20 protein-coding genes are annotated in these 21,415 nt (G+C 65.0%); 14 read left to right on the top strand and 6 right to left on the bottom strand.

The window, feature by feature from the left end; genetic code table 11:
* The first annotated feature begins 61 nt into the window (after positions 1 to 61).
* Both H3H51_RS08720 and H3H51_RS08715 read left to right on the top strand, forming a co-directional pair.
* On the top strand, positions 62 to 967 hold the full coding sequence (locus H3H51_RS08720) for a LysR family transcriptional regulator (RefSeq protein WP_183088647.1): 906 nt from the start codon (positions 62 to 64) through the stop codon (positions 965 to 967).
* 43 nt (positions 968 to 1,010) lie between these two features.
* Entirely contained in the window at positions 1,011 to 2,072 is a 1,062-nt protein-coding gene (locus H3H51_RS08715) for an SMP-30/gluconolactonase/LRE family protein (protein ID WP_183088646.1), read from the top strand.
* A gap of 135 nt (positions 2,073 to 2,207) precedes the next feature.
* Here the strand turns inward: H3H51_RS08715 and H3H51_RS08710 are convergent, their stop codons facing one another.
* The gene (locus tag H3H51_RS08710) at positions 2,208 to 3,002 is read right to left on the bottom strand and encodes a lysophospholipid acyltransferase family protein (protein WP_183088645.1); all 795 of its coding nucleotides are present in this window, start codon (positions 3,000 to 3,002) and stop codon (positions 2,208 to 2,210) included.
* A 123-nt stretch (positions 3,003 to 3,125) separates the two neighbouring features.
* Here H3H51_RS08710 and H3H51_RS08705 point away from each other — a divergent pair, with 123 nt between their 5' ends.
* Entirely contained in the window at positions 3,126 to 3,980 is an 855-nt protein-coding gene (locus H3H51_RS08705) for a sulfurtransferase (RefSeq protein WP_183088644.1), read from the top strand.
* A gap of 89 nt (positions 3,981 to 4,069) precedes the next feature.
* Here H3H51_RS08705 and H3H51_RS08700 read toward each other — a convergent pair whose 3' ends face one another.
* Entirely contained in the window at positions 4,070 to 4,822 is a 753-nt protein-coding gene (locus H3H51_RS08700; RefSeq protein WP_183088643.1) for an AraC family transcriptional regulator, read from the bottom strand.
* Positions 4,823 to 5,054: 232 nt separating this feature from the next.
* On the opposite strand from H3H51_RS08700, the gene lon reads away from it, so the two are divergent.
* The 3 genes from lon (at position 5,055) to H3H51_RS08685 (ending at position 8,895) form a co-directional block, all read left to right on the top strand.
* Complete coding sequence (gene lon, locus H3H51_RS08695) at positions 5,055 to 7,442, top strand: endopeptidase La (protein ID WP_183088642.1); 2,388 nt, start codon at positions 5,055 to 5,057, stop codon at positions 7,440 to 7,442.
* Positions 7,443 to 7,713: 271 nt separating this feature from the next.
* Positions 7,714 to 8,112 carry a protease inhibitor I42 family protein gene (locus tag H3H51_RS08690; protein WP_183088641.1) on the top strand — a complete coding sequence of 133 codons (399 nt, stop codon included), beginning with the start codon at positions 7,714 to 7,716 and terminating at the stop codon, positions 8,110 to 8,112.
* A 102-nt stretch (positions 8,113 to 8,214) separates the two neighbouring features.
* Positions 8,215 to 8,895, top strand: a complete 681-nt coding sequence (locus H3H51_RS08685) for a lysoplasmalogenase (RefSeq protein WP_183088640.1) — start codon at positions 8,215 to 8,217, stop codon at positions 8,893 to 8,895.
* Here H3H51_RS08685 and H3H51_RS08680 read toward each other — a convergent pair.
* Entirely contained in the window at positions 8,853 to 10,550 is a 1,698-nt protein-coding gene (locus H3H51_RS08680) for a diguanylate cyclase (RefSeq protein WP_183088639.1), read from the bottom strand. The two genes, H3H51_RS08685 and H3H51_RS08680, sit on opposite strands and share 43 nt — an antisense overlap.
* A gap of 167 nt (positions 10,551 to 10,717) precedes the next feature.
* Here H3H51_RS08680 and H3H51_RS08675 point away from each other — a divergent pair, with 167 nt between their 5' ends.
* The 5 genes from H3H51_RS08675 to H3H51_RS08655 all read left to right on the top strand — a co-directional run bounded on the left by H3H51_RS08675 (position 10,718) and on the right by H3H51_RS08655 (position 14,179).
* Positions 10,718 to 11,287 carry a hypothetical protein gene (locus tag H3H51_RS08675; protein ID WP_183088638.1) on the top strand — a complete coding sequence of 190 codons (570 nt, stop codon included), beginning with the start codon at positions 10,718 to 10,720 and terminating at the stop codon, positions 11,285 to 11,287.
* A 64-nt stretch (positions 11,288 to 11,351) separates the two neighbouring features.
* Positions 11,352 to 12,095, top strand: coding sequence for a carboxy-S-adenosyl-L-methionine synthase CmoA (gene cmoA, locus H3H51_RS08670; RefSeq protein WP_183088637.1), 744 nt, complete (start codon positions 11,352 to 11,354; stop codon positions 12,093 to 12,095).
* On the top strand, positions 12,092 to 13,060 hold the full coding sequence (gene cmoB, locus H3H51_RS08665; protein ID WP_183088636.1) for a tRNA 5-methoxyuridine(34)/uridine 5-oxyacetic acid(34) synthase CmoB: 969 nt from the start codon (positions 12,092 to 12,094) through the stop codon (positions 13,058 to 13,060). The genes cmoA and cmoB overlap by 4 nt, the downstream gene beginning before the upstream one ends.
* Positions 13,061 to 13,214: 154 nt before the next feature.
* A complete protein-coding gene (locus H3H51_RS08660; RefSeq protein ID WP_183088635.1) occupies positions 13,215 to 13,382 on the top strand; it encodes a DUF2897 family protein in 168 nt (55 codons plus the stop codon).
* Between the two features lie 35 nt (positions 13,383 to 13,417).
* Positions 13,418 to 14,179 (top strand): CPBP family intramembrane glutamic endopeptidase, encoded by a 762-nt coding sequence (locus H3H51_RS08655; RefSeq protein WP_183088634.1) that lies wholly within the window; start codon positions 13,418 to 13,420, stop codon positions 14,177 to 14,179.
* Here H3H51_RS08655 and H3H51_RS08650 read toward each other — a convergent pair.
* From H3H51_RS08650 to H3H51_RS08640, 3 genes are all read right to left on the bottom strand, one after another.
* The gene (locus H3H51_RS08650) at positions 14,130 to 14,951 is read right to left on the bottom strand and encodes a substrate-binding periplasmic protein (RefSeq protein WP_183088633.1); all 822 of its coding nucleotides are present in this window, start codon (positions 14,949 to 14,951) and stop codon (positions 14,130 to 14,132) included. The two genes, H3H51_RS08655 and H3H51_RS08650, sit on opposite strands and share 50 nt — an antisense overlap.
* A 49-nt stretch (positions 14,952 to 15,000) precedes the next feature.
* Positions 15,001 to 15,801, bottom strand: a complete 801-nt coding sequence (locus tag H3H51_RS08645; protein ID WP_328803639.1) for a substrate-binding periplasmic protein — start codon at positions 15,799 to 15,801, stop codon at positions 15,001 to 15,003.
* Between the two features lie 311 nt (positions 15,802 to 16,112).
* Positions 16,113 to 16,736, bottom strand: coding sequence for a TetR/AcrR family transcriptional regulator (locus H3H51_RS08640; protein WP_183088632.1), 624 nt, complete (start codon positions 16,734 to 16,736; stop codon positions 16,113 to 16,115).
* Positions 16,737 to 16,927: 191 nt separating this feature from the next.
* On the opposite strand from H3H51_RS08640, the gene H3H51_RS08635 reads away from it, so the two are divergent.
* From H3H51_RS08635 to atuC, 3 genes are all read left to right on the top strand, one after another.
* Complete coding sequence (locus tag H3H51_RS08635; RefSeq protein WP_183088631.1) at positions 16,928 to 18,721, top strand: acyclic terpene utilization AtuA family protein; 1,794 nt, start codon at positions 16,928 to 16,930, stop codon at positions 18,719 to 18,721.
* A gap of 183 nt (positions 18,722 to 18,904) precedes the next feature.
* A complete protein-coding gene (locus tag H3H51_RS08630; RefSeq protein ID WP_183088630.1) occupies positions 18,905 to 19,777 on the top strand; it encodes an SDR family oxidoreductase in 873 nt (290 codons plus the stop codon).
* A 4-nt stretch (positions 19,778 to 19,781) separates the two neighbouring features.
* Positions 19,782 to 21,398, top strand: a complete 1,617-nt coding sequence (gene atuC / locus H3H51_RS08625) for a geranyl-CoA carboxylase subunit beta (protein WP_183088629.1) — start codon at positions 19,782 to 19,784, stop codon at positions 21,396 to 21,398.
* Positions 21,399 to 21,415: the final 17 nt, after the last annotated feature.

Here is a 21,415-nt window from a genome sequence, read left to right as displayed (position 1 = left end):
AGTGAAATGAATGGAATAGATAGGATTTATGAATTCCATAAACAGGAACAAAGGAGTCGCAATGCTCCATCGCACCGAGCTACTACGCATCTTCTGCTGCGCCGCCGAATCCGCCAGCTTTCGCGAAGCGGCCAATCGCCTGGGTATTTCACCCCAGGCCGTGACCCGCGCCGTGCAGGAGCTGGAAGCACAGTTCGGCGAGCCGTTGTTCCACCGCAGCACGCGACAGGTACGCATCACCGCGTTTGGCGAACAGCTCGCGGCAGAAGCCCGCCCGGCCCTGGGCAGCGTCGAGCAGCTGTTCCAGCGCCACAGCCGGGAACAGCGCCAGGACCTGGCCGGCAGCGTGCGTATCACCGCACCGCACTCGCTCGGGCGCAATGTTCTGGTGCCGCTGCTGGCACCGCTGCTGCGCGAGTACCCGCAGATCAAGCTGGATCTGCGCCTCAGCGAGCTGATCGCCGACAGCGTCGACGAGCGCATCGACATCGGCGTGCGCATCGGCTTCGTCCGCGACCGTAGCTACATCGCCCGGGTTATCGCGCCGATCCGCCTGCAGGTGGTGGCCGCGCCTGCCCTGCTGCAACAACACGGCATGCCGGACAACGTGCAAGCGCTGCAGGACCTGCCGCTGTCCGCCCTGGTCGACCACAACACCGGGCGCATCTGGCCCTGGTATTTCGCCGATCAGCAACAGTTCGTGCCCGGCCAGCCTGCCTTCACCACCGATGACCAGGAAAGCGAATGCGCCGCCGCCCTCGCCGGTCTGTGCGTCGCCCAGTTGCCCGATTACCTGGTGACCGAACACCTGGCCAGCGGCAGGCTGCAGGCGGTGCTCGGTGATGCCGCCCCGGAGCCCTTCGAGTTGTTTATCTACCGCCCACAACGTGGCCCCGTAGCGGCCCGCGTACGCCTGGTTTATGACCACCTATTCCAGCAGCTTGGGGCAGCGCTATCGGCGCTGTGAAACGCTACACTGCCGCCCACCTCCAACAGGGAAGAACAACAAGATGAAGAAACTTCTCGGCCTGCTGGCCATCGTGATTGCTGGCGCCGCCGGCTTCCTCGCCCTCACCCCAAGCCCCATCGACCCGCTGGCCTGGCAAGCCCCGCCCGCGCCACTGCTGACCGGCGTACTGGAGCCCAACGACACCCTGATGAAGGCCGAACTGCTCGGCCAGGGCCAGATTCACGGGCCGGAAGACAGCGCCGTGGATGCCCAGGGCAATGTCTACGCCGGCCTGCATGACGGGCGCATCGTGCGCATCGGCGTCGACGGCAAGATCGATACCCTCGCCGCCACCGGTGGCCGCCCACTGGGCATGGACTTCGACGCCCAGGGCAACCTGATCGTCGCCGACGCCTACAAGGGCCTGCTGCGCATCAACCCGCAAGGGCAGATCGAGGTGCTCGCCACCGAGGCCGATGGCGTGCCGTTCGCCTTCACCGACGACGTGGATATCGCCAGCGACGGGCGCATCTACTTCAGCGACGCCTCCAGCAAGTTCAACCAGCCGGACTACCTGCTCGACCTGCTCGAAGGCCGCCCTTACGGCCGTCTGCTGCGCTATGACCCGGCCACCGGCAAGACCGAGACGCTACTCAAGGACCTGTACTTCGCCAACGGCGTGGCGCTGTCGCAGCACGAGGACTTCGTGCTGGTCAACGAGACCTACCGCTACCGCATCACCCGCTACTGGCTGAAAGGTGACAAGGCCGGCAGCCACGACATCTTTATCGACAACCTGCCGGGCATGCCGGACAACATCCAGGGTGATCGCGCCGGCACCTTCTGGGTGGCCCTGCCCACCCCGCGCAAGGCCGACGCCGACTTCCTGCAAAACCAGCCGTGGCTCAAGGCGCAGATGGCCAAGCTGCCGCGCTCGATGTGGCCGAAGCCGAAGGACTATGGTTTTGCCATCGCCCTCAACGAGCAGGGCCAGATCGTGCAGAGCCTGCATGACGCCAGCGGCACGCACCTGCGCATGGTCACCTCGGCCAAGCCGGTGGGCGACTTCCTGTACTTCGGCAGTCTGGACAACGACCGGATCGGCAAGCTGAAGATCCGCTGAACCGCTGTGTAATGAAAAAGCCCGCCAATTGGCGGGCTTTTTTGTGGGTCACGGGCTTTGTAGGAGCTAGCTTGCTGGCGATCCCCTGGCAGCTCGCTGATCGCCAGCAAGCTGGCTCCTACAGCAAATCGACGATCAAACCGCCTGGGCCTGCATGCGACCACGAGCAGGCGCGACACGCGGCTGCTCACCCAGCAGCCCCTGCATGCGGGCACGGGTCTCGCCCATCAGCTCAGGCAACTGCTCCACGCTGTAACGGCTGGCGTCGATGGGCTCGCCCACATGCAGTTGCACGGGCAAGCCCAGGTTGAAGCGCCAGGTACGCGCCGGCAGTACCTCGTGGATGCCGCGAAAGGCAATCGGCACGATCAGCGCATTGGTATCCAGGGCCAGGTGGAAGCAGCCCTTCTTGAACGGCAGCAATTGGCCGTCCCGCGAGCGCGTGCCTTCCGGCGCGGCCCACAGCACGATGCCGCTTTCCATCATGCGCTGCGCGCACTCCAGGTCCTTGCGCGCCTGTTGCGGGTTGCGCCGGTCCACCGAGGGAAACTCCGCCGCGCGCAGCGTCGAGCCGAACAGCGGGATAGTGAACAGCTCCTTCTTGCCCAACATGCGAATCGAGCCCGGCAGCATGGCGAAGCTGGCCGGGATGTCGTAATGGCTGGCGTGGCTGCTGAGCAGGATGTAACGGCGCCCGTCAGTGAAGTCTGGCAACGCGCCATGCACACTCAGGCGCATGCGCACCAGGCGCAGCAACAGGGCCGACCAGCGCCGCGTATAGCGGTCGATATCGGCCCGGCGCAAGCGCCCACACGCGGCGCGCGCAAGGATCAGGAGGCAGAAGAACAGGGTGACCAGGGCGGATCCGAGGATCACGCCGACACGGCGGGCCAGGTTGGCGCTTTCAATGGCAGGCTGCAGGCTCAGCATGGTTACTTCCTCACATGGCGCCCGCTTCGGCCAGGCCGGGGGCGCTTCTGGTTAGTGCCGCGCGACGAACTGCGCGGCTGTCCTTATGATGTCCGTAGTCTGTTAGTCGACACAGGAGTTCCCATGCCCTTCGCCCAATTACTCAGCGCCGACGCACTGCACGCCCGCCTCAACGCGCCCGGTCTGGTGCTGCTCGACTGTCGCTTCGCCCTCGATGCGCCAACCTATGGCTCACGCAGCTACGCCGAAGCGCATATTCCCGGCGCCCAGTTCGCCGACCTGGAGCACGACCTGTCCGGCCCGATACACAAGGGCGTGACCGGCCGCCATCCGCTGCCGGCGGTAGACGAATTGCTGGACAAGCTGCGCAGCTGGGGCATCAACCAGGACTCCACCGTGGTGCTGTACGACGATGGTCCCGGCGCTTTCGCCGCGCGCGCCTGGTGGCTGCTGGCCTGGCTGGGCAAACGCGAAGGCGTGTACCTGCTCGATGGCGGCCTCAAGGCCTGGAAGGATGCCGGCCTGCCGCTGAACGACAGCCAACCGACTGTTGCCCCCGGCAACTTCGCCGGCCAGGCGGATGCCAACCTGCTGCTGGATGCGGCGCAGTTGCAGGCACGCCTGGGCAGCACGGACCTGACCCTGCTCGATGCCCGCGCCCTGCCGCGCTTTCGTGGCGACGTAGAACCGCTCGATCCGGTTGCCGGGCACATCCCCGGCGCGCAGTGCGCGGTGTTCACCGACAACCTCGACAGCGACGGGCGCTTTCTGCCGGCTGCACAGCTGCGTCAGCGCTTCGACGCCCTGCGTGGAAACAAACCTGTGGAGTCGCTGGTGGCCTATTGCGGTTCCGGCGTCACCGCCTGCCACAACCTGTTCGCCCTGAGCCTGTCCGGCTATCCGCTGGCGCCGCTATATGCCGGCTCGTGGAGCGAATGGATCACCGACCCGGCGCGCCCGGTGGCGACTGGCGACTGAGCGCTCTACGTAGGGTGGATCACGCTTGATCGATCCGCCCTACGCCCGCTCCGCGCCCTGTAGGAGCCAGCTTGCTGGCGATCAGAACCTTAGTCAGCGTTGCGCAAACGCCGAGGCGTCAGCCCCAGGTAGCGGCGCATCGCCGTGGTCAGCGCGCTCTGGCTGGAGAAACCGCACTCCTCGGCAATCCGCACCAGCGGCAGCGGGCTTTCGCGCAGCAGGCGCGCGGCGCGGTCGAGGCGGGTCTTGAGCAGGTACTGGTGCGGCGTCAGGCCCATGCTGTCCTTGAACTGCGCATGGAAATGGCTGGGACTGAGGCAGGCCACCTGGGCCAACTCGATCACCGTGATGCGCCGCGCCAGGTGTTCGCCGATGTAGTTGTCCAGGCGCTCGACATCCAGCGCGCCACTCGATCTCGCCGCCTGCTCACCGAACAGACGCAGGTGCAGCGCCCGCAACAAGACACCGCCCAAGGCACGCGCCAGGTGTGGATCACTGCCATAGCGGGCCAGCTCGGCACCGGCGTAGCTCAGCAGATTCTGGAAGTCTGCATCCAGCGCCGGGTAGCGCGGGCTTTCGAACAGCTGGGCCAGCAGGCTCAGGTCTTCGGCCGAGGTGTCCTGCTCATCCAGATCGAGGATCAGCATGCGGTTTTCACCCACGCCAGCGAACTGGTGTTCGGCATCGCCCGGCACCAGGCAGGCGCGCATGCGACAGACCTCGCCGCCGTTGCCGTTGACCTCGAATTCCGCACGCCCAGCCAGCGACATCACCAACTGGTGGTAATTGTGGGCATGTTCGTGGGCCTGGTTGTCCAGGCGCATCAGGCGGGCTTTGAGCATGGTCGGCTACGGGCTGAAGGCAGGCGGCACTTTAACCAGTCGGACAACTACGCGGCAATGTGCGCGGACAGGCGGCAACCCACAGCCCGGTTCTGCCCCCAGCGCCCGTGGCCCGGACCCTGCAGGCCCCAGGCTGCGCCCAGATGCTGGCCGCCGAGCCATAACGGTATTGAAAAGCCGCCAGCACCGCCCCATCTAGAAAACACGACCGGTTCATCCAGCAAGGGCAGCCATGAGCGAGCAGGACAATTCCGCAGAATTCATCGAGGCCCAGGCCAACCGCCTGGCCCTTCCTCATCAATCGTTGCCGGACAAGCTTTACGTCATCCCGATCCACAATCGCCCGTTCTTCCCGGCCCAAGTGCTGCCGGTGATCGTCAACGAGGAACACTGGGCGGAAACCCTGGAGCTGGTGAGCAACACCGAGCACCACAGCATGGCGCTGTTCTACGTCGACCAGCCGGTGACCGACCCGCGCCACTTCGATACTGACAGCCTGCCGACACACGGCACCCTGGTGAAGATCCACCAGGCCAGCCGCGTCGACGGCAAACTGCAATTCGTCGCCCAGGGCCTGCAGCGGGTGAAGATCCGTGGCTGGCTGAAACGCCATCGCCCGCCCTACCTGGCCGAAGTCGAATACCCGCAGAACGCCGATGACAGCCGCGACGAGGTCAAGGCCTACGGCATGGCGCTGATCAACGCGATCAAGGAGCTGCTGCCGCTCAACCCGCTTTACAGCGAAGAGCTGAAGAACTACCTCAACCGCTTCAGCCCCAACCAGCCCTCGCCGCTGACCGACTTCGCCGCCGCGCTGACCACCGCCAGCCCGCGTGAGTTGCAGGACGTGCTGGATACGGTGCCAATCCTCAAGCGCATGGAGAAAGTGTTGCCCATGCTGCGCAAGGAGGTCGAGGTCGCCCGCCTGCAGAACGAGCTGTCGGCCGAGGTCAACCGCAAGATCGGCGAGCACCAGCGCGAGTTCTTCCTCAAGGAACAGCTGAAGATCATCCAGCAGGAGCTGGGCATCACCAAGGACGACCGCAGCGCCGACGCCGACGAGTTTCGCGCGCGCCTGCAGGGTCGCACGCTGCCGCCGCAGGCACAGAAGCGCATCGACGAGGAACTGACCAAGCTGTCGATCCTGGAAACCGGCTCGCCGGAATACGCCGTCACCCGCAATTACCTGGACTGGGCCAGCAGCGTGCCGTGGGGCACCCTTGGTGACGACAAGCTCGACCTCAAGCACGCGCGACAGGTGCTCGACGCGCAGCACGCCGGCCTCGACGACGTGAAGAGCCGCATCCTCGAATTCCTCGCCGTCGGCGCCTTCAAGGGCGAGATCGCTGGCTCCATCGTGCTGCTGGTCGGCCCGCCGGGCGTGGGCAAGACCAGCATCGGCAAGTCCATCGCCGAATCCCTCGGCCGGCCGTTCTACCGTTTCAGCGTCGGCGGCATGCGCGACGAGGCGGAGATCAAGGGCCACCGGCGCACCTACATCGGCGCCATGCCCGGCAAGCTGGTGCAGGCGCTGAAGGAAGTCGAGGTGATGAACCCGGTGATCATGCTCGACGAGATCGACAAGATGGGCAGCAGCTTCCAGGGCGACCCGGCCTCGGCGCTGCTGGAAACTCTCGACCCGGAGCAGAACGTCGAATTCCTCGACCACTATCTGGACCTGCGCCTGGACCTGTCCAAGGTGCTGTTCGTCTGCACCGCCAACACCCTGGATTCGATCCCCGGCCCGCTGCTCGACCGCATGGAAGTGATCCGCCTATCCGGCTACATCACCGAGGAAAAACTGGCCATCGCCAAGCGCCACCTGTGGCCCAAGCAGCTGGAAAAAGCCGGCGTGCCGAAGAACCGCCTGAGTATCAGCGATGCCGCCCTGCGGTTGGTGATCGAGGGTTACGCCCGCGAGGCCGGCGTGCGCCAGTTGGAGAAGCAACTCGGCAAGCTGGTGCGCAAGGTGGTGGTCAAGCTGCTGGAGGACCCGCAGGCGAAGATCAAGATCGCGCCCAAGGACCTGGAGAGCTACCTGGGCATGCCGCATTTCCGCACCGAGCAGGTGCTTTCCGGTGTCGGCGTGATCACCGGCCTGGCCTGGACCAGTATGGGCGGCGCCACGCTGCCGATCGAGGCCACGCGCATCCACACGCTGAACCGCGGCTTCAAGCTCACCGGTCAGCTTGGCGAGGTGATGAAGGAATCGGCGGAGATCGCCTACAGCTACATCAGCTCCCACCTGAAAACCTTCAAGGGCGACCCCACCTTCTTCGACCAGGCCTTCGTTCACCTGCACGTACCCGATGGCGCCACGCCCAAGGACGGCCCCAGCGCCGGCGTGACCATGGCCAGCGCCCTGCTCTCCCTCGCTCGCAACCAGGCACCGAAGAAAGGCGTGGCGATGACCGGCGAGCTGTCGCTGACCGGCCAGGTGATGCCCATTGGCGGCGTGCGCGAGAAAGTCATCGCGGCGCGCCGGCAGAAGATTTACGAGCTGATCCTGCCGGAAGCCAACCGCGGCGACTTCACCGAGCTGCCGGACTACCTCAAGGAAGGCCTCACCGTGCACTTCGCCAAGCGCTTCGCCGATGTCGCCAAGGTGCTGTTCGGCTAAGTGCCAGATGTAGGGTGGATGACGCTCTGTTCATCCACCAATCACTCCGCTCGGTGGATCGGTGAAGCGTGATCCACCCTACGTGGTTACCCCGCAGATCGTTCCCACGCTCCGCGTGGGAGCACGCCAGATGGATTTGCCGTGCCCGTGAACGTAGGGCGGGTGAAACCCGCGATTGAGCCACGCGGGCCTTCCCCCTACGGACGCGAACTCCCCCCTGCCACTCGGCAACCGCTATGCTGCAGGGGTTTTCGATTGACCGGAGCCTGTCATGAAGTACGCCCAACGCCTGCTGCTACCCTGCGCCATCGCCCTGCTGGCTGCCTGTGCCCAACACCCCACCAGCGTGACCGTGGAAGAGAAACAGCTGGGCAAGTGCCCGGTGGAATTGCGCAACGGCCAGACCCTGGTGGTGAGCCTGCCAAGCAACCCGACCACAGGCTTTCGCTGGGTCGTCGCTGATACCGCACCCGCGGTGCTGCGCAGCCTTGGCCCGGAGGTCTACACCACCCCGGAAGACGCTGGCCTGGTGGGCAGCGCGGGGAAATCCACCTGGCGCTACCAGGCCTATCAGGCCGGCCAGGCACGCCTGCTGATGCAGTACCAGCGCCCGTGGGAAGCTGGCGTGGCGCCCGCCAAGACCATCGATTGCCAGATCGAGGTGGAATAACCAACCCCGCGCCTGACGCCATCGGCCACTGGACTTGGCGCGCATCGTCCGGCCGGGCACGCGCCGCACGGGAATAATGGGCGCAAAAAGAGAGCCCACCCCATGCGCATCCTGCTGCCCCTGCTTGCCCTTACCGGCATTGTTCTGATGATCATCGGCCGCGCTGTCGGCCCCGAGTGGCTGTGCCTGCTGGGCAAGCCGCTGCCCATCGTCGCGCTGCTGTTGTGGCTGCGTCAGGCTCCGGCCGGGCCGTATCGATTGTGGATTGCCTGTGGCCTGGCGCTGTCGATGCTCGGTGACCTGCTGCTGGAGTGGCCAGCCGACCTGTTCGCCTTCGGCCTCGGCGCCTTTCTGCTGGCCCACCTCGCCTACCTGGTCGCCTACCTCGGCAGCAGCCGGCGCCTGGCACCTGGCGCCCTGCTGCTGGCGGTCGTCGTCAGCGGCAGCATGTTCAGCGTGCTGGCCAGTGCCGGCCTGGGCGGCTTGCTGGTACCCGTGGCGTTCTACAGCCTGGCCATCGGCTGCATGCTGTGGCGGGCACTGGCGCGCCTTGGCGACACAGCGATTACCCGGCAGTCGGCCTGGCTGGCGGCGATCGGGGCGCTGCTGTTCGTGCTCTCGGACAGCCTGATCGGCATCAACCGCTTCGTCCTGCCGTTCGAGGGCGCCGGTGTGGCCATCCTGCTCAGCTACTGGCTCGGCCAGTTCGGCATCGCCGCCTCAGCCATGCGCCACGCGCCTCAACTGGATGCCAGCGTCGCGTCACCCGCCTCGCTGCGATAGATGCACAGGCGGTTCCGCCCGGCATGCTTGGCCTGGTAAAGCGCAGTGTCAGCGGCATGCAGCAACACATCCGCCTGCTCGCCGTCAGCAGGGAACCAGGCCAGCCCCAGGGAAATGCTCACCGGCCCGAGTGGCTGGCCGCCATAGCGAATCTGCAGGCGGGTGACCGATAGGCGCAGGGTTTCGCAGCGCTCGATGGCGTCTTCGCGGCTGATTTCCGGCAGCACCAGGGCAAACTCTTCCCCGCCGTAGCGGCAGGCCAGGTCGCTGGTGCGCACGTTGCGCTTCATCTCGATGGCCAGGTGGCGCAGCACCAGGTCGCCAGCCTCGTGGCCGAAGGTGTCGTTGAAGCGCTTGAAGTGGTCGACATCCAGCAGCACCACCGCCACCGGCAGCTGCTTGCGTGAAGCGCGCAGCAGCTCGCGGCGCAGGGTCTCGTCGAGGAAGCGGCGGTTGTGCAGGCCGGTCAGGGCATCCACCAGTGACTGCTGACGCAGGCTGTCGCGCAAGCTGAGGTTGGAAATTCCCAACGCAACTTGCTCGGCGAACGTCTCGGCCAGGTCCTGATCGACCATCGGCTGACCCAGCAAGGTCAGCACCCCCAGCGGCTCGCCTTGCGCCATCAGCGGCACGCACAGATAGCCTTGCGGCGCCTGTGCACTGCCATGCAAGTGCGGGCACAGCAGGTCCTTGCTGGCATCCTTGACCTCGTGGCTCTGCCCGCGACGAATGGCCCAGCACGCCTGCGGCTCGAACATCTCGTGTTCTTCCTGGTTACCCCCCCAGCCCAGCACCCGTTCCAGCACATCGCGCGAGGGGTGATAGAGATACAGGCAGCCACTGTTCAGCGGGAACAGCTGCGCGGCAAAGCAATCGATGATCTGGTAGCACTCGTCGAACTGGTTGCTCAGGTGCATGGCGCGCCCGAGGCGATTGAGCAGGGAAATCTCGCGGTTGCGCAGCTCGACCCGCTGCATGCCGCTGGAAAGCTGGTCGCTAAGGCCCTGCAGATTGCGCTGCACCTGGCGCCCTTCGTGCAGGGCCTGGAAGGTGAAGTAAAACAGCAGGCCGATCATGATCAGGTCGACCACCGTCATCGACACCAGCAGCACCATGCGCAGCCGTTCATGGGCGCGCAACTTCTGCTCGAGCACCAGCATGCGCTGCTCCAGCACCACCAACACTTCGCCCGCCAGGGAGCGCACATGGTCCATCAATTGTTTGCCGTGGCCCTGGCTGATCAGATCGCTGGCGGCCTGCAAGCCCTGGTCACGGCGCAACTGGATAACCGTGGAAAAGTACGTGCGCTGCTCGTCGATCCGCGGCTCCAGGCGCTGCAGCACTGCACTCAGCGCGGCATCGTGGCGCAAGTCCTGCTTGAGCACCTTGAGCGTCTTGTCCACCTCGCCGTAGCCCTGGTACAGCGGGGTAAGGAAGTCCTCGCGCCCGGTAATAATGAATCCGCGCTGCCCGGTCTCGCCATCCTTGAGCGCCGACAGCAGTTGCTGCAGGTTGCTGTGCAAACGCTCCTGCTCCTCGTACTCGCCCAGCAGCAGTGCGACTTCGCGGGTCGTAAAGAACGGCGCGAGAAGGTTCACGCTAAGCAGGACGATCACCAGCACGAAACCGGTCTTCAGGCGCTTTGAGGCTCTCATGGCAATACTCGGTGCATGGGCTCGCTTCTCCAACCAGCTTAAACCCGGATCGCACTTTGCGTGGAACAACCACCGCCCGACGCTCAACAGCCACTGTCTCACCGGTGAAACGGCATGCTCGCGATAAATCGTCTATAGAGAGAAAGCGGACCTCACAGGAGAAGACGATGAAGGGCATCATGTGGTCGATTGCAGTGATCACGGCAAGTCTGTTGTGCGGTTGTGGCAGCCTGCTGCCCAGCGAGCAGGCCGAGGCGCAATCGCCCTTCAACGACTACCTCGATGCGGAAATCCGCTACTCCCAGGCCCAGCCCGGCAAGACCAGCCGCTCCGAACTGTTCGCCCTGGGCTTCGACCCGCTGACCCAGGGCAACGGCAAGATGCTCTCGTTCATCGACATCCGCCTGATGTTCGTCCAGGCCAACATCCCCATCAGCTACCTGCCCGACGGCCTGGTGCAATGCCTGGAGGCCAAGGACCGCTGCATCGGCTATGCCTTCGAGTTCAACAAGACCGACACCCAGCGCACCGGCAGCTTCTGGGCCGACGTGATGAACTTTCGCAAACAGCGCGAACTGAAGGGCTGGGCGTTCCGTGCGGTGTTCGTGCTGGTCGACGACACCCTGGTGCACAAGGTCAGCAACGGTGAACCGAACATCCGCCGCAACGAGGTCAAGCGCAACCCGCTAGGCCCGCTGCAGGGCGCCGGCGAGTTCTTTTCCGACCAGTTGAAGTGAGGGGATTTGGGCCGCGCCGCTCACTTCGCTAGAATGCCGGCCTTTCCGCCCCGACGACGCCACCGTGAAACAGACACCCGACCGCCTCTTCTCCCAGCCCCTCGAACAGGTGCCGGACTTCGCCTTCAACGAAGACGTGGTCAAGGTCTTCCCGGACATGATCAAGCGCTCGGTGCCGGGCTACCCGACCATCGTCGAGAACCTCGGCGTGCTCGCTGCGCAGTTCGCCCAGCCCAACTCGGTGCTGTATGACCTCGGCAGCTCCCTCGGCGCAGTGACCCAGGCCCTGCGCCGACACGTAAAAGCCGAAGGTTGCCGGGTGATCGCCATCGACAACTCCCACGCCATGGTCGAGCGCTGCCGCGAATACCTGCATGCCCAGGATTCGATGTTCCAGGAACTGCTACCGGTCGAGGTGATGGAGGGCGACATCCTGGCCCTGGAATTCCAGCCGACCTCGCTGGTGGCCCTGAACTTCACCCTGCAGTTCATTGCCCCGGAGCAGCGCCCGGCCCTGCTCCAGCACATCCGCCAGGCCCTGTTGCCGGGTGGCGCGCTGATCCTCTCGGAAAAGATTCGCTTCGAAGACCACATCGAGCACGAGCTGCTCGGTGACCTGCACGTCGCCTTCAAGCGCGCCAATGGCTACAGCGACCTGGAAATTGCCCAGAAACGCAGTGCCATCGAGAACGTGATGAAACCCGACAGCCTGGAACAGCACCGCGAACGCCTGCTGGCCGCCGGTTTCAGCAAGGTCGTGCCGTGGTTCCAATGCATCAACTTCGCCTCGCTGATTGCCCTGCCATGATTGCCCACCTCGACCTCGACACCCTGCAACAACGCCTGGCCGGCAGCCCGCTGCAAGACTGGGCTGCCGACCTGCCAGCCCAGATCGACGCCAAGATGGCGGTCGGCCATGGCGACCTGCAACGCTGGTTCGCCGCCGTACAGGCGCTACCCAACCTCGACGTGAGCAAGCAGGACCTGCGCGACGCCCTGCTGCTGGACGGCGCCTGCGACGACGCCACCCGCGCCGCGCTGAAAACCGCGCTGCAGGGCCTGATTCCCTGGCGCAAAGGCCCGTTCGAGCTGTTCGGCGTGCACATCGACACCGAATGGCGCTCGGACTGGAAATGGTCACGGGTCGCTCCGCACCTGGATCTGAAGAACAAACGCATCCTCGATGTCGGCTGCGGCAACGGCTACTACCTGTGGCGCATGCTCGGCGCCGGCGCCGGCTGCGTGGTGGGCGTCGACCCCAACTGGCTGTTCCTCAACCAGTTCCTTGCCCTCAAGCACTTCCTCCCCGACCTGCCGGCCTGGCACCTGCCGCTGGCCCTGGAAGAACTGCCGGCCAAGCTGGAAGGCTTCGACACGGTGTTTTCCATGGGCGTGCTGTATCACCGCCGCTCGCCCATCGACCACCTGCTGGAGCTCAAGGACTGCCTGCTCAAGGGCGGCGAGCTGGTGCTGGAAACCCTGGTGGTAGAAGGCGATGCGCAGCAGGTGCTGATGCCCGAAGACCGCTACGCGATGATGCGCAACGTATGGTTCCTGCCGTCGGTACCGGCGCTGGAGCTGTGGCTGCGCCGCGCCGGTTTCGTCGACGTGCGGTGCGTGGATGTCTCCACCACCAGCATCGAAGAACAGCGCGCCACCGACTGGATGCGTTTCCAGTCGCTGCCCGACTTCCTCGACCCGGCCGACCACACCCGCACCCTCGAAGGCCTGCCGGCGCCCACCCGCGCCGTACTGGTGGCCCGCAAGCCGTAACACGCGGGCGCCGCTGGGCTCAACCGCCGGCCATGCCAGGCTGCGATGCGCATCGCGATGCGAACCGCAGCACGACGCTGGGGGTCTACCGCTTGAGTGCACCGGCCTGGCAGGCCAGTGCTAAGGTGCAAGCACCCCACACAAGGAGAACACCATGCCCTGGTATGCCTGGCTGATCATCGCCCTGGCCCTCGGTTCGATCGTCGGCGGCCTGCTTCTGTTGCGCGACAGTGCGCAGAAGCTGCCGCTGAGCGAGGAGCAGCTCAAACGCATCCACGAGCGTAATCTGGAGCAAGACGCCAAAGATGCGGAAAACCGCTAGGAACCTGCGCTCCGCAAAACTGACAAGGATGTTCGATGGCCCCGCTGCACCTGCGCCTGCTGCTCCCGGTACTGGCCCTAGGCCTGGGGGTGGCGTTCGGCTTTATCTCCCCGCTCGGCCTGGCCCTGGCCGGCGTCTATATCGCCTGGATACTGCTGGCTGAAGAAGCGCTGCCGCACTGGCTGTGGTGGTCAATCGGCCTGATCGGCAGCATTGCCCTGGCGGCCCACCAATTGCCCGGTTTCAGCGCCACGGCCTTTGGCCCTGCGCAGCAATTCAGCGCGGATGCCATGCCGGTGACCCTACGCCTGTCGTGGGACAAGCTGCTGGTCGGCCTGACCTTGCTTGCCTGGTGGCTGGGCCGCGCACCGGAGCCGGCACGCCAGCCACGCCTGCTACTGGCGGTGATAGCGCTGACCCTGCTGCTAGTGCCCCTGCTGGCCTTGGCACTGGGGCTGGTGAGCTGGCAAGTGAAATGGCCCGAACAGCTCTGGCTATGGCTGGGCCTGAACCTGGGCGTGGCCGTACTGGCCGAGGAGTTGCTGTTTCGCGCCTGGCTGCAACCCGTGCTGGTGCGCCGCCTAGGCGCCTGGCCGGGCGTGCTGCTGACCGCCGCGTTGTTCGGCGCCGCGCATCTGCCGTTCAGCCCGCTGTTCGCCCTGGTCGCGGCGCTGGCGGGCCTGGGTTACGGCCTGGCGTTCCACCTGAGCGGGCGCTTATGGCCGGCGCTGCTCCTGCACGGCGCGGTCAATCTGCTGCATGTTTTGCTGCTGAGCTACCCGCTACGCGTGGCGTGACCGTGATCGCGTAAGGCGTGAAGATCCGCGTCAGCTCGCCATCGTCGCGCAGCTCCTGGAGCAACTGGCGAAAGCGCTCGGCGCTGATGGGGGCCTGCGGACGCAGGATCGCGTAATGCCGGTAGACCTGGTCAACCCAGGTAGAGATCAGCAATTGCGTCTCCACCTGCGGATGCTCGCGCAGGTATGCGCCCAGCCAGGAACGGGTGATCGGTGCTGCATCGGCCCGCCCGCGTAGAACCAGGTTGAGGGTGCTTTCGTTGGAATAGGTAATTTGCGCCTTGAAGTTGCGCGCCAGCCATTCGGGGTCATTGTTGAAGCCGGCGAAACCGTAGTGGTAGCCGTTGAGCAGCGCCAGGTGCTTGTCCTGCAGGTTGTCGAAATAGCCTTGCGTGCGCCCCGGCTGGGCACGGGCGATGAACACTTCGCTGTCCTCCAGGCCCATATCGATGCGCGTACCGGCAATGCCCTGCCAGTTCCAATCGGGGTTCTCGAAGATGGCGATGTCGAAACGACCGTTCTGGAAGTCATCGAAGCGACGATTCAGCGAGGTAGGCCGCAAGTCGAACTGGTAGTCGCCCTGAATCCGGTTGAGCGAGTCGACCAGCTCGGCCAACAGGCCGCGCTGCTTGCCCTGCTCCGGCTTGACCACATAAGGGGGGAATTGCACGGCAGCAATCAGCACCCGCTGCGCCGCCACGACCGGCACGCTGGTGCCGAGGCTCAGCACCAGCAGCAGTACGCCCAGACAACCCTGTCCAATGCGCTGCATATTGACCTCATAGACAACTTATCAACTGTGCCGAGCCTAGCTCAGCTCGCTACAGCTGCATAGGGTCCGCGCGCTCCTGTTCGCCCTGCTGCGACAACTCCAGGAAGTAGCGTTGCAGCAAGGCCTGCAGTGCGCCGCGGCTCTTGAGCCCGGCAAACAGCGCGCTCAGCTGCTGGGCATTGATCGGCCCGGACGGGCGCAGCAAGGCATGGTGGTGATACACCTGATCGATGCGCTGCGATACCAGCAGTTGACGTTGCTCAGTGGGATGTTGCTGCTGATAGATGCGCAGGTAGGAACGCGGGATCACGCTGAGGTCGGCGCGATCATGCAGCAGCATCAGCAGGTTGCTCTCGTGGGAATAGGTGAGCACCGCGTTGAAGCGGCTCGAGAGAAACGTCTGGTCGGCATTGAACCCGGCAAAACCGTAGTGATAGCCAGCGTACAGGGCCATGCGCTTGCCGCGCAGACTGTCGAAGTACGCCTGGGTACGCCCTGGCGCCGAGCGCGCGACATAGACTTCGGCGTCGGCCACCTGCAGGTCGTACTGCTCAAGGTGGATGCCCTTCCAGCCCCAGTCCGGCGATTCGAAGAGAATCAGGTCGTAGCGTTCCTGGATAAGGTCGCGGTAACGCCGCGTCACCGAGGTTGGCACCAGGTCGAAATGGTAGTCCTGCTGGGCCTGATTCAACTCGGCCAGCAGATCCGGCAGCAGGCCTGTGGGTGTGGCGCTTTCCGGTTTCAGGACGTAGGGCGGGAAATGATAGGCACCAACCCGCACCGCCTGCGTCGCCGACACCAGCGGCACGACGCACAGCCCTAGAAGCAGCAGGCAGCAGTTAATAAGCACGCGCAGCACGAGCACCTCGGACAGGCTAGGAAACAGGGCACGACAGCCGTTGCTGCGACACATCCCTGTCAGGGCCGCTACTCCATCACCTCGCCTGGCAAGAGGATGGACCAGCCCCCGCAACCACTCCTGACCAAACAGCCACGTTTGCAGCCTAGCCTACGAACCTGTTCACGATCTTTTGGACTAGAGCCAGACGAGAAAAAAACAGACGAGGACGCGGAGTTTACGAGCTGTAAATGAGCAGGCCGAGCCTGTTTTTAACGCAGTATGGCCGACGGCCAGGAGATCCTGGCCAGGTTCTAATCCAATCAACCTTCCTTGATCACTAGCGTCAGCGCCTGCTCGGCCAGCTCATCGAGGCTCATCTTGCCGTCCTGGCGAAACCAGGTGGTGCTCCAGCTCAGCGCCCCGGTGAGGAAGCGCCGCAGGATGAACGGATCGCCTTTGACGTAGCCCGCAGCACGCGCCTCGCCGAGCACGTCCAGCCAGATCTGCTCGTAGGTGTCGCGCAGCGCGAGGATGTGCGCACGGCCTTCCTCGGACAGCGAGCGCCATTCGTAGACCAGCACGGCCATGGCCTCGCCAGTGCCACCCATGATCGACTGCAGCTCGCAGCGGATCAGCGCCAGCACCCGCTCGCGCAGGTTGGCCGCATCGGCCAGCGCGGCATGCATCAGCGCGGTGTTGTAGCGCACGGTTTCTTCCATCACCGAGCGCAGGATTTCGTCCTTGCTCTTGAAGTGGTGAAAGATGCTGCCGGACTGGATGCCCACAGCGCCGGCCAAATCGCGCACCGTGGTGCGCTCGTAGCCCTTGCTGCGGAACAGGTGGGCGGCAGTCTGCAGCAGCTTGCCGCGCGGGCTGTCCGGGTCAGTGACCTGGCCCTCGCTGACCAGCTTTTGCATCACTGCACGGGCCTTGTGATCGTCCAAGCTCGTTTTCTCCGCAACGGAAAAGGGGGCGGCACGCCAGAACCTGCGTGCCCTGGAAACCAATGGGCGAAATTTACGGGGCGCCGGCCACCCAAGCAAGCGCTTGGCTAAAAAGTTGCGTCCGGGACTTTAAAACCAAGCGCTTGCTTGGTAATGTCTCTCCACCTTCTGGCGTTGATGGAATAACCATAATGAGCAAGACCATCCGCATCGGCTGCGCCTCCGCGTTCTGGGGCGACACCTCCACAGCCGCCGCCCAGCTTGTCCGTGGAACCGAGTTGGATTACCTGGTATTCGACTACCTGGCCGAGATCACCATGTCGATCATGGCCGGCGCGCGCATGAAGAAGCCGGACGAAGGCTTCGCCACCGATTTCGTCGAGGTGCTTGCCCCGCTGCTGCAGGACATCGCCGCGAAGAACATCCGCGTCATCAGCAACGCCGGCGGGGTCAACCCGCAGGCCTGCGCCAACGCCCTGGCCGCTGCCTGCGCCAAGGCCGGGGTCGACCTGAAGATCGCCGTGCTGCATGGCGACAACCTGCAACCCAAACTCGGCGAACTGGCCAAGGCCGGCACCACGGAGATGTTCAGTGGCGCGCCGCTGCCGCCGATGTGCGTATCGGTCAACGCCTACCTCGGCGCGCCGGGCATCGTCGAAGCACTGAAGCTCGGCGCCGACATCGTTATCACCGGCCGCGTGGTCGACAGCGCAGTAGTCAGCGCCGCCCTGGTGCATGAGTTCGGCTGGAGCTGGAACGACTACGACAAGCTGGCCCAGGCCGCGCTGGCCGGGCACATCATCGAATGTGGCGCACAGTGCACCGGCGGCAACTTCACCGACTGGCGCGACGTGCCGGACTACGAGCACATCGGCTTCCCGGTGGTGGAAGTCAGCGCCGACTCAAGCTTCATCGTCGCCAAGCCTGCCGGCAGCGGCGGCCTGGTCACGCCCTTCACCGTCGGCGAGCAGATGCTCTACGAAATCGGCGACCCGCGCGCCTACTACCTGCCCGACGTGATCTGCGACTTCACCCAGGTCAGCCTGAGCCAGGCCGGCCAGGATCAAGTCCATGTGCAGGGCGCCAGGGGCCTGCCGCCGACCGACCAGTACAAGGTCAGCGCCACCTACCCGGAAGGCTTCCGCTGCACCGCCAGTTGCCTGATCGCCGGCATCGACGCTGTGGCCAAGGCTGAACGGGTCAGCCAGGCGATCATCACCAAGACCGAGGAAATCTTCGCCGAACGCGGCTGGGGCCCCTACCGCGAGGTGCATATCGAACTGCTCGGCGCCGAAGCCACCTACGGCCCGCGCGGCCAACGCCAGGACACCCGCGAAGTGGTGATCAAGCTGGCCGTGCGCCACGCCAAGAAGGAGGCGCTGATCCTGTTCTCCCGCGAGATCGCCCAGGCCGCCACCGGCATGGCGCCGGGGCTGACCGGTATCGTCGGCGGTCGGCCGACCGTTTACCCGGTGATCCGCCTGTTCTCCTTCCTCGCCGACAAAGGCAACTGCAGCCTGGAGGTCAGCCTCGGCGACCAGCGCCAGCCGGTCGCCCTGCCGCAGCTGGATGCCTTCGATCCGCAGCAACTGGCCATCGCCGCCGAGCCGCCGCAACCCGAGGGTGAAGCGGATACCAGCGTGCCGCTGATCAAGCTGGCCGTGGCGCGCTCCGGTGACAAAGGCAACCACAGCAATATTGGTGTGATGGCCAGAAAGCCCGAGTACCTGGCGTGGATCGCCGCTGCGCTGAGCGAAGCCGCTGTGGCCGAATGGTTCAGCCATACGCTGGACGCCCAGACGGGCAAGGTCAGCCGCTGGCACCTGCCGGCCAGCCACAGCCTCAATTTCCTGCTGGAAAACGCCCTGGGCGGCGGCGGCGTGGCCAGCCTGCGCATCGACCCGCAAGGCAAGGCCTTCGCCCAGCAGTTGCTGGAGTTCCCGGTGCCGGTGCCCAAGGTCCTAGCGGACCAACTGAATGGCTAACCATCCCGTCGTCCTCGCGAAGGCGGGGACCCAGCGGGCCGGCTCGGTGATGCGCCCGCCCCTGGATTCCCGCCTTCGCGGGAATGACGGAGTGTTGATCACATGGGACGCAGAGCGCCCCCGGAGCGGTTCCCACGCAGAGCGTGGGGACCATCGAACAGATAGAGCCGAAGGACAACAACAATGAGCTACGACTCAGTCTTCAAACCCGGCCTGTTCAGCGGCCAGACCATCCTGGTCACCGGTGGCGGCAGCGGCATCGGCCGCTGCGTGGCCCACGAGCTAGCCCACCTCGGCGCCCATGTAGTGCTGGTCGGACGCAAGCTGGAGAAGCTGGAAAAGACCACCGGCGAAATCGCCGAGGACGGTGGCAGCGCCAGCTTTGCCGTGTGCGACATCCGCGAGGAAGAAGCGGTCAAGACGATGGTCAAGGCGGTGGTCGCCGAGCGCGGGCCGATCCATCACCTGGTCAACAACGCCGGCGGCCAGTTCCCCGCGCCGCTGGTGTCGATCAACCAGAAAGGCTTCGAAACGGTGGTGCGCACCAACCTGGTCGGCGGCTTCCTGATTGCCCGTGAAGTGTTCAGCCAGAGCATGAGCAAGACCGGCGGCAGCATCGTCAACATGCTCGCCGACATGTGGGGCGGTATGCCCGGTATGGGCCACTCCGGTGCCGCCCGCGCCGGCATGGAAAACTTCACCAAGACCGCCGCCTACGAGTGGGGGCACGCCGGCGTGCGAGTGAACGCCGTGGCGCCGGGCTGGATCGCCTCCAGCGGCATGGACACCTACCCCGAATCGATGAAGAACATGATCCGCAACCTCAAGGACCACGTGCCGCTGCAGCGCATCGGCACCGAGTCGGAAGTGGCAGCGGCCATCGTCTTCCTGCTCTCCCCCGGCGCCAACTTCATCAGCGGCAACACCATTCGCATCGACGGCGCCGCCAGCCAGGGCACCCGTGCCTGGACGCTGGGCAAGGCTTCGAGCCGTGAGTCCTACAACGGCTTCCATCGTGCTTACGTGCCCGATGTACTGAAAGACCAGGGAGAGTGATGCGATGCCGGTGATCCAATCCGAACTCGACGTCCACGGCGACAGCTTCGCGCAAAACCGCGAGGCCATGCTGGCGACCATCGCCAGCTTCCGCGACGTCGAACAGAAGGTCCTCGACAAGGCCGCCGAGGCCAAGCCCAAGTTCATCAAGCGTGGCCAGTTGCTGCCGCGCGAGCGCATCAACCTGCTGCTCGATTCCGGCGCGCCGTTCCTCGAACTGGCCTCGCTGGCCGGTTACAAGCTGCACGACGACAAGGACGGCACCCAGGCCGGCGGCGGCATCATCGCCGGCATCGGCTACGTGGCTGGCGTGCGCTGCCTGGTGATCGCCAACAACAGCGCGATCAAGGGCGGCACCATCTCGCCCAGCGGGCTGAAGAAGTCCCTGCGCCTGCAGCAGATTGCCTTCGAGAACAAACTGCCGGTGATCACCCTGGCCGAGAGCGGCGGCGCCAACCTCAACTACGCCGCCGACATCTTCGTCGAGGGCGCCCGTGGCTTCGCCAACCAGGCGCGCATGTCGGCCATGGGTCTTCCGCAGATCACCGTGGTGCACGGTTCTAGCACCGCTGGCGGCGCGTACCAGCCGGGCCTGTCCGATTACGTGGTGGTGGTGCGCGGCAAGGCCAAGATGTTTCTCGCCGGCCCGCCGCTGCTGAAAGCCGCCACCGGTGAAGTGGCCACCGACGAGGAACTGGGTGGCGCCGAGATGCACGCCCAGGTCGCCGGCACTGCCGAGTACCTGGCCGAGAACGACGCCGATGGCGTGCGCATCGCCCGCGAGATCACCGGCCTGTTGCCGTGGAATGCACAATTGCCCGCTCGTGAAAAACGCACCTGGAACGAGCCGCTGTACCCGGCCGAAGAGCTGCTCGGCATCGTCCCGTCCGACGCCAAGAAGCCCTACGACGTGCGCGAGATCATCGCCCGCATCGCCGACGGCTCGCAGTTCCTCGACTTCAAGAACGAGTTCGACAGCCAGACCGTTTGCGGCCACCTGGCCATCGAGGGCCAGCCCTGCGGCTTTATCGGCAACAACGGGCCGATCACCCCGAGAGGGGCTGCGAAAGCGGCGCAATTTATCCAGCTGTGCGAGCAGAGCAACACGCCGATCCTGTTCTTCCACAACACCACCGGCTTCATGGTCGGTACCGAGTCCGAGCAGAACGGCGTGATCAAGCACGGCTCCAAGCTGATCCAGGCGGTGGCCAACTGCACGGTGCCAAAGCTGACCATCGTCGTCGGTGGTTCCTACGGCGCCGGCAACTACGCCATGTGCGGTCGTGGCCTCGACCCGCGCTTCATCTTTGCCTGGCCTAACAGCAAGACCGCTGTCATGGGCGGCGCGCAGGCCGGCAAGGTGCTGCGCATTGTCACCGAGGACAAGCACCGCAAGGAAGGCAAAGAAGCCGACCCGAAGATGCTCGACATGCTGGAAATGGCCACCGCGCAGAAGCTCGACAGCCAATCCACCGCGCTGTACGGCACCGCCAGCCTGTGGGACGACGGCCTGATCGACCCACGTGACACGCGCAAGCTGCTCGGCTTCCTGCTGGATATCTGCGCAGAAGCCGAAGTACGCCCCCTCAAATCCAACTCGTTCGGCGTCGCCCGCCTGTAACCCTTCGGAGAACAATA

Origin of the sequence: Aquipseudomonas ullengensis (assembly GCF_014174475.1) — a bacterium.
GTDB lineage: Bacteria > Pseudomonadota > Gammaproteobacteria > Pseudomonadales > Pseudomonadaceae > Aquipseudomonas > Aquipseudomonas ullengensis.
This window is presented reverse-complemented; position numbering and strand designations above follow the sequence as displayed.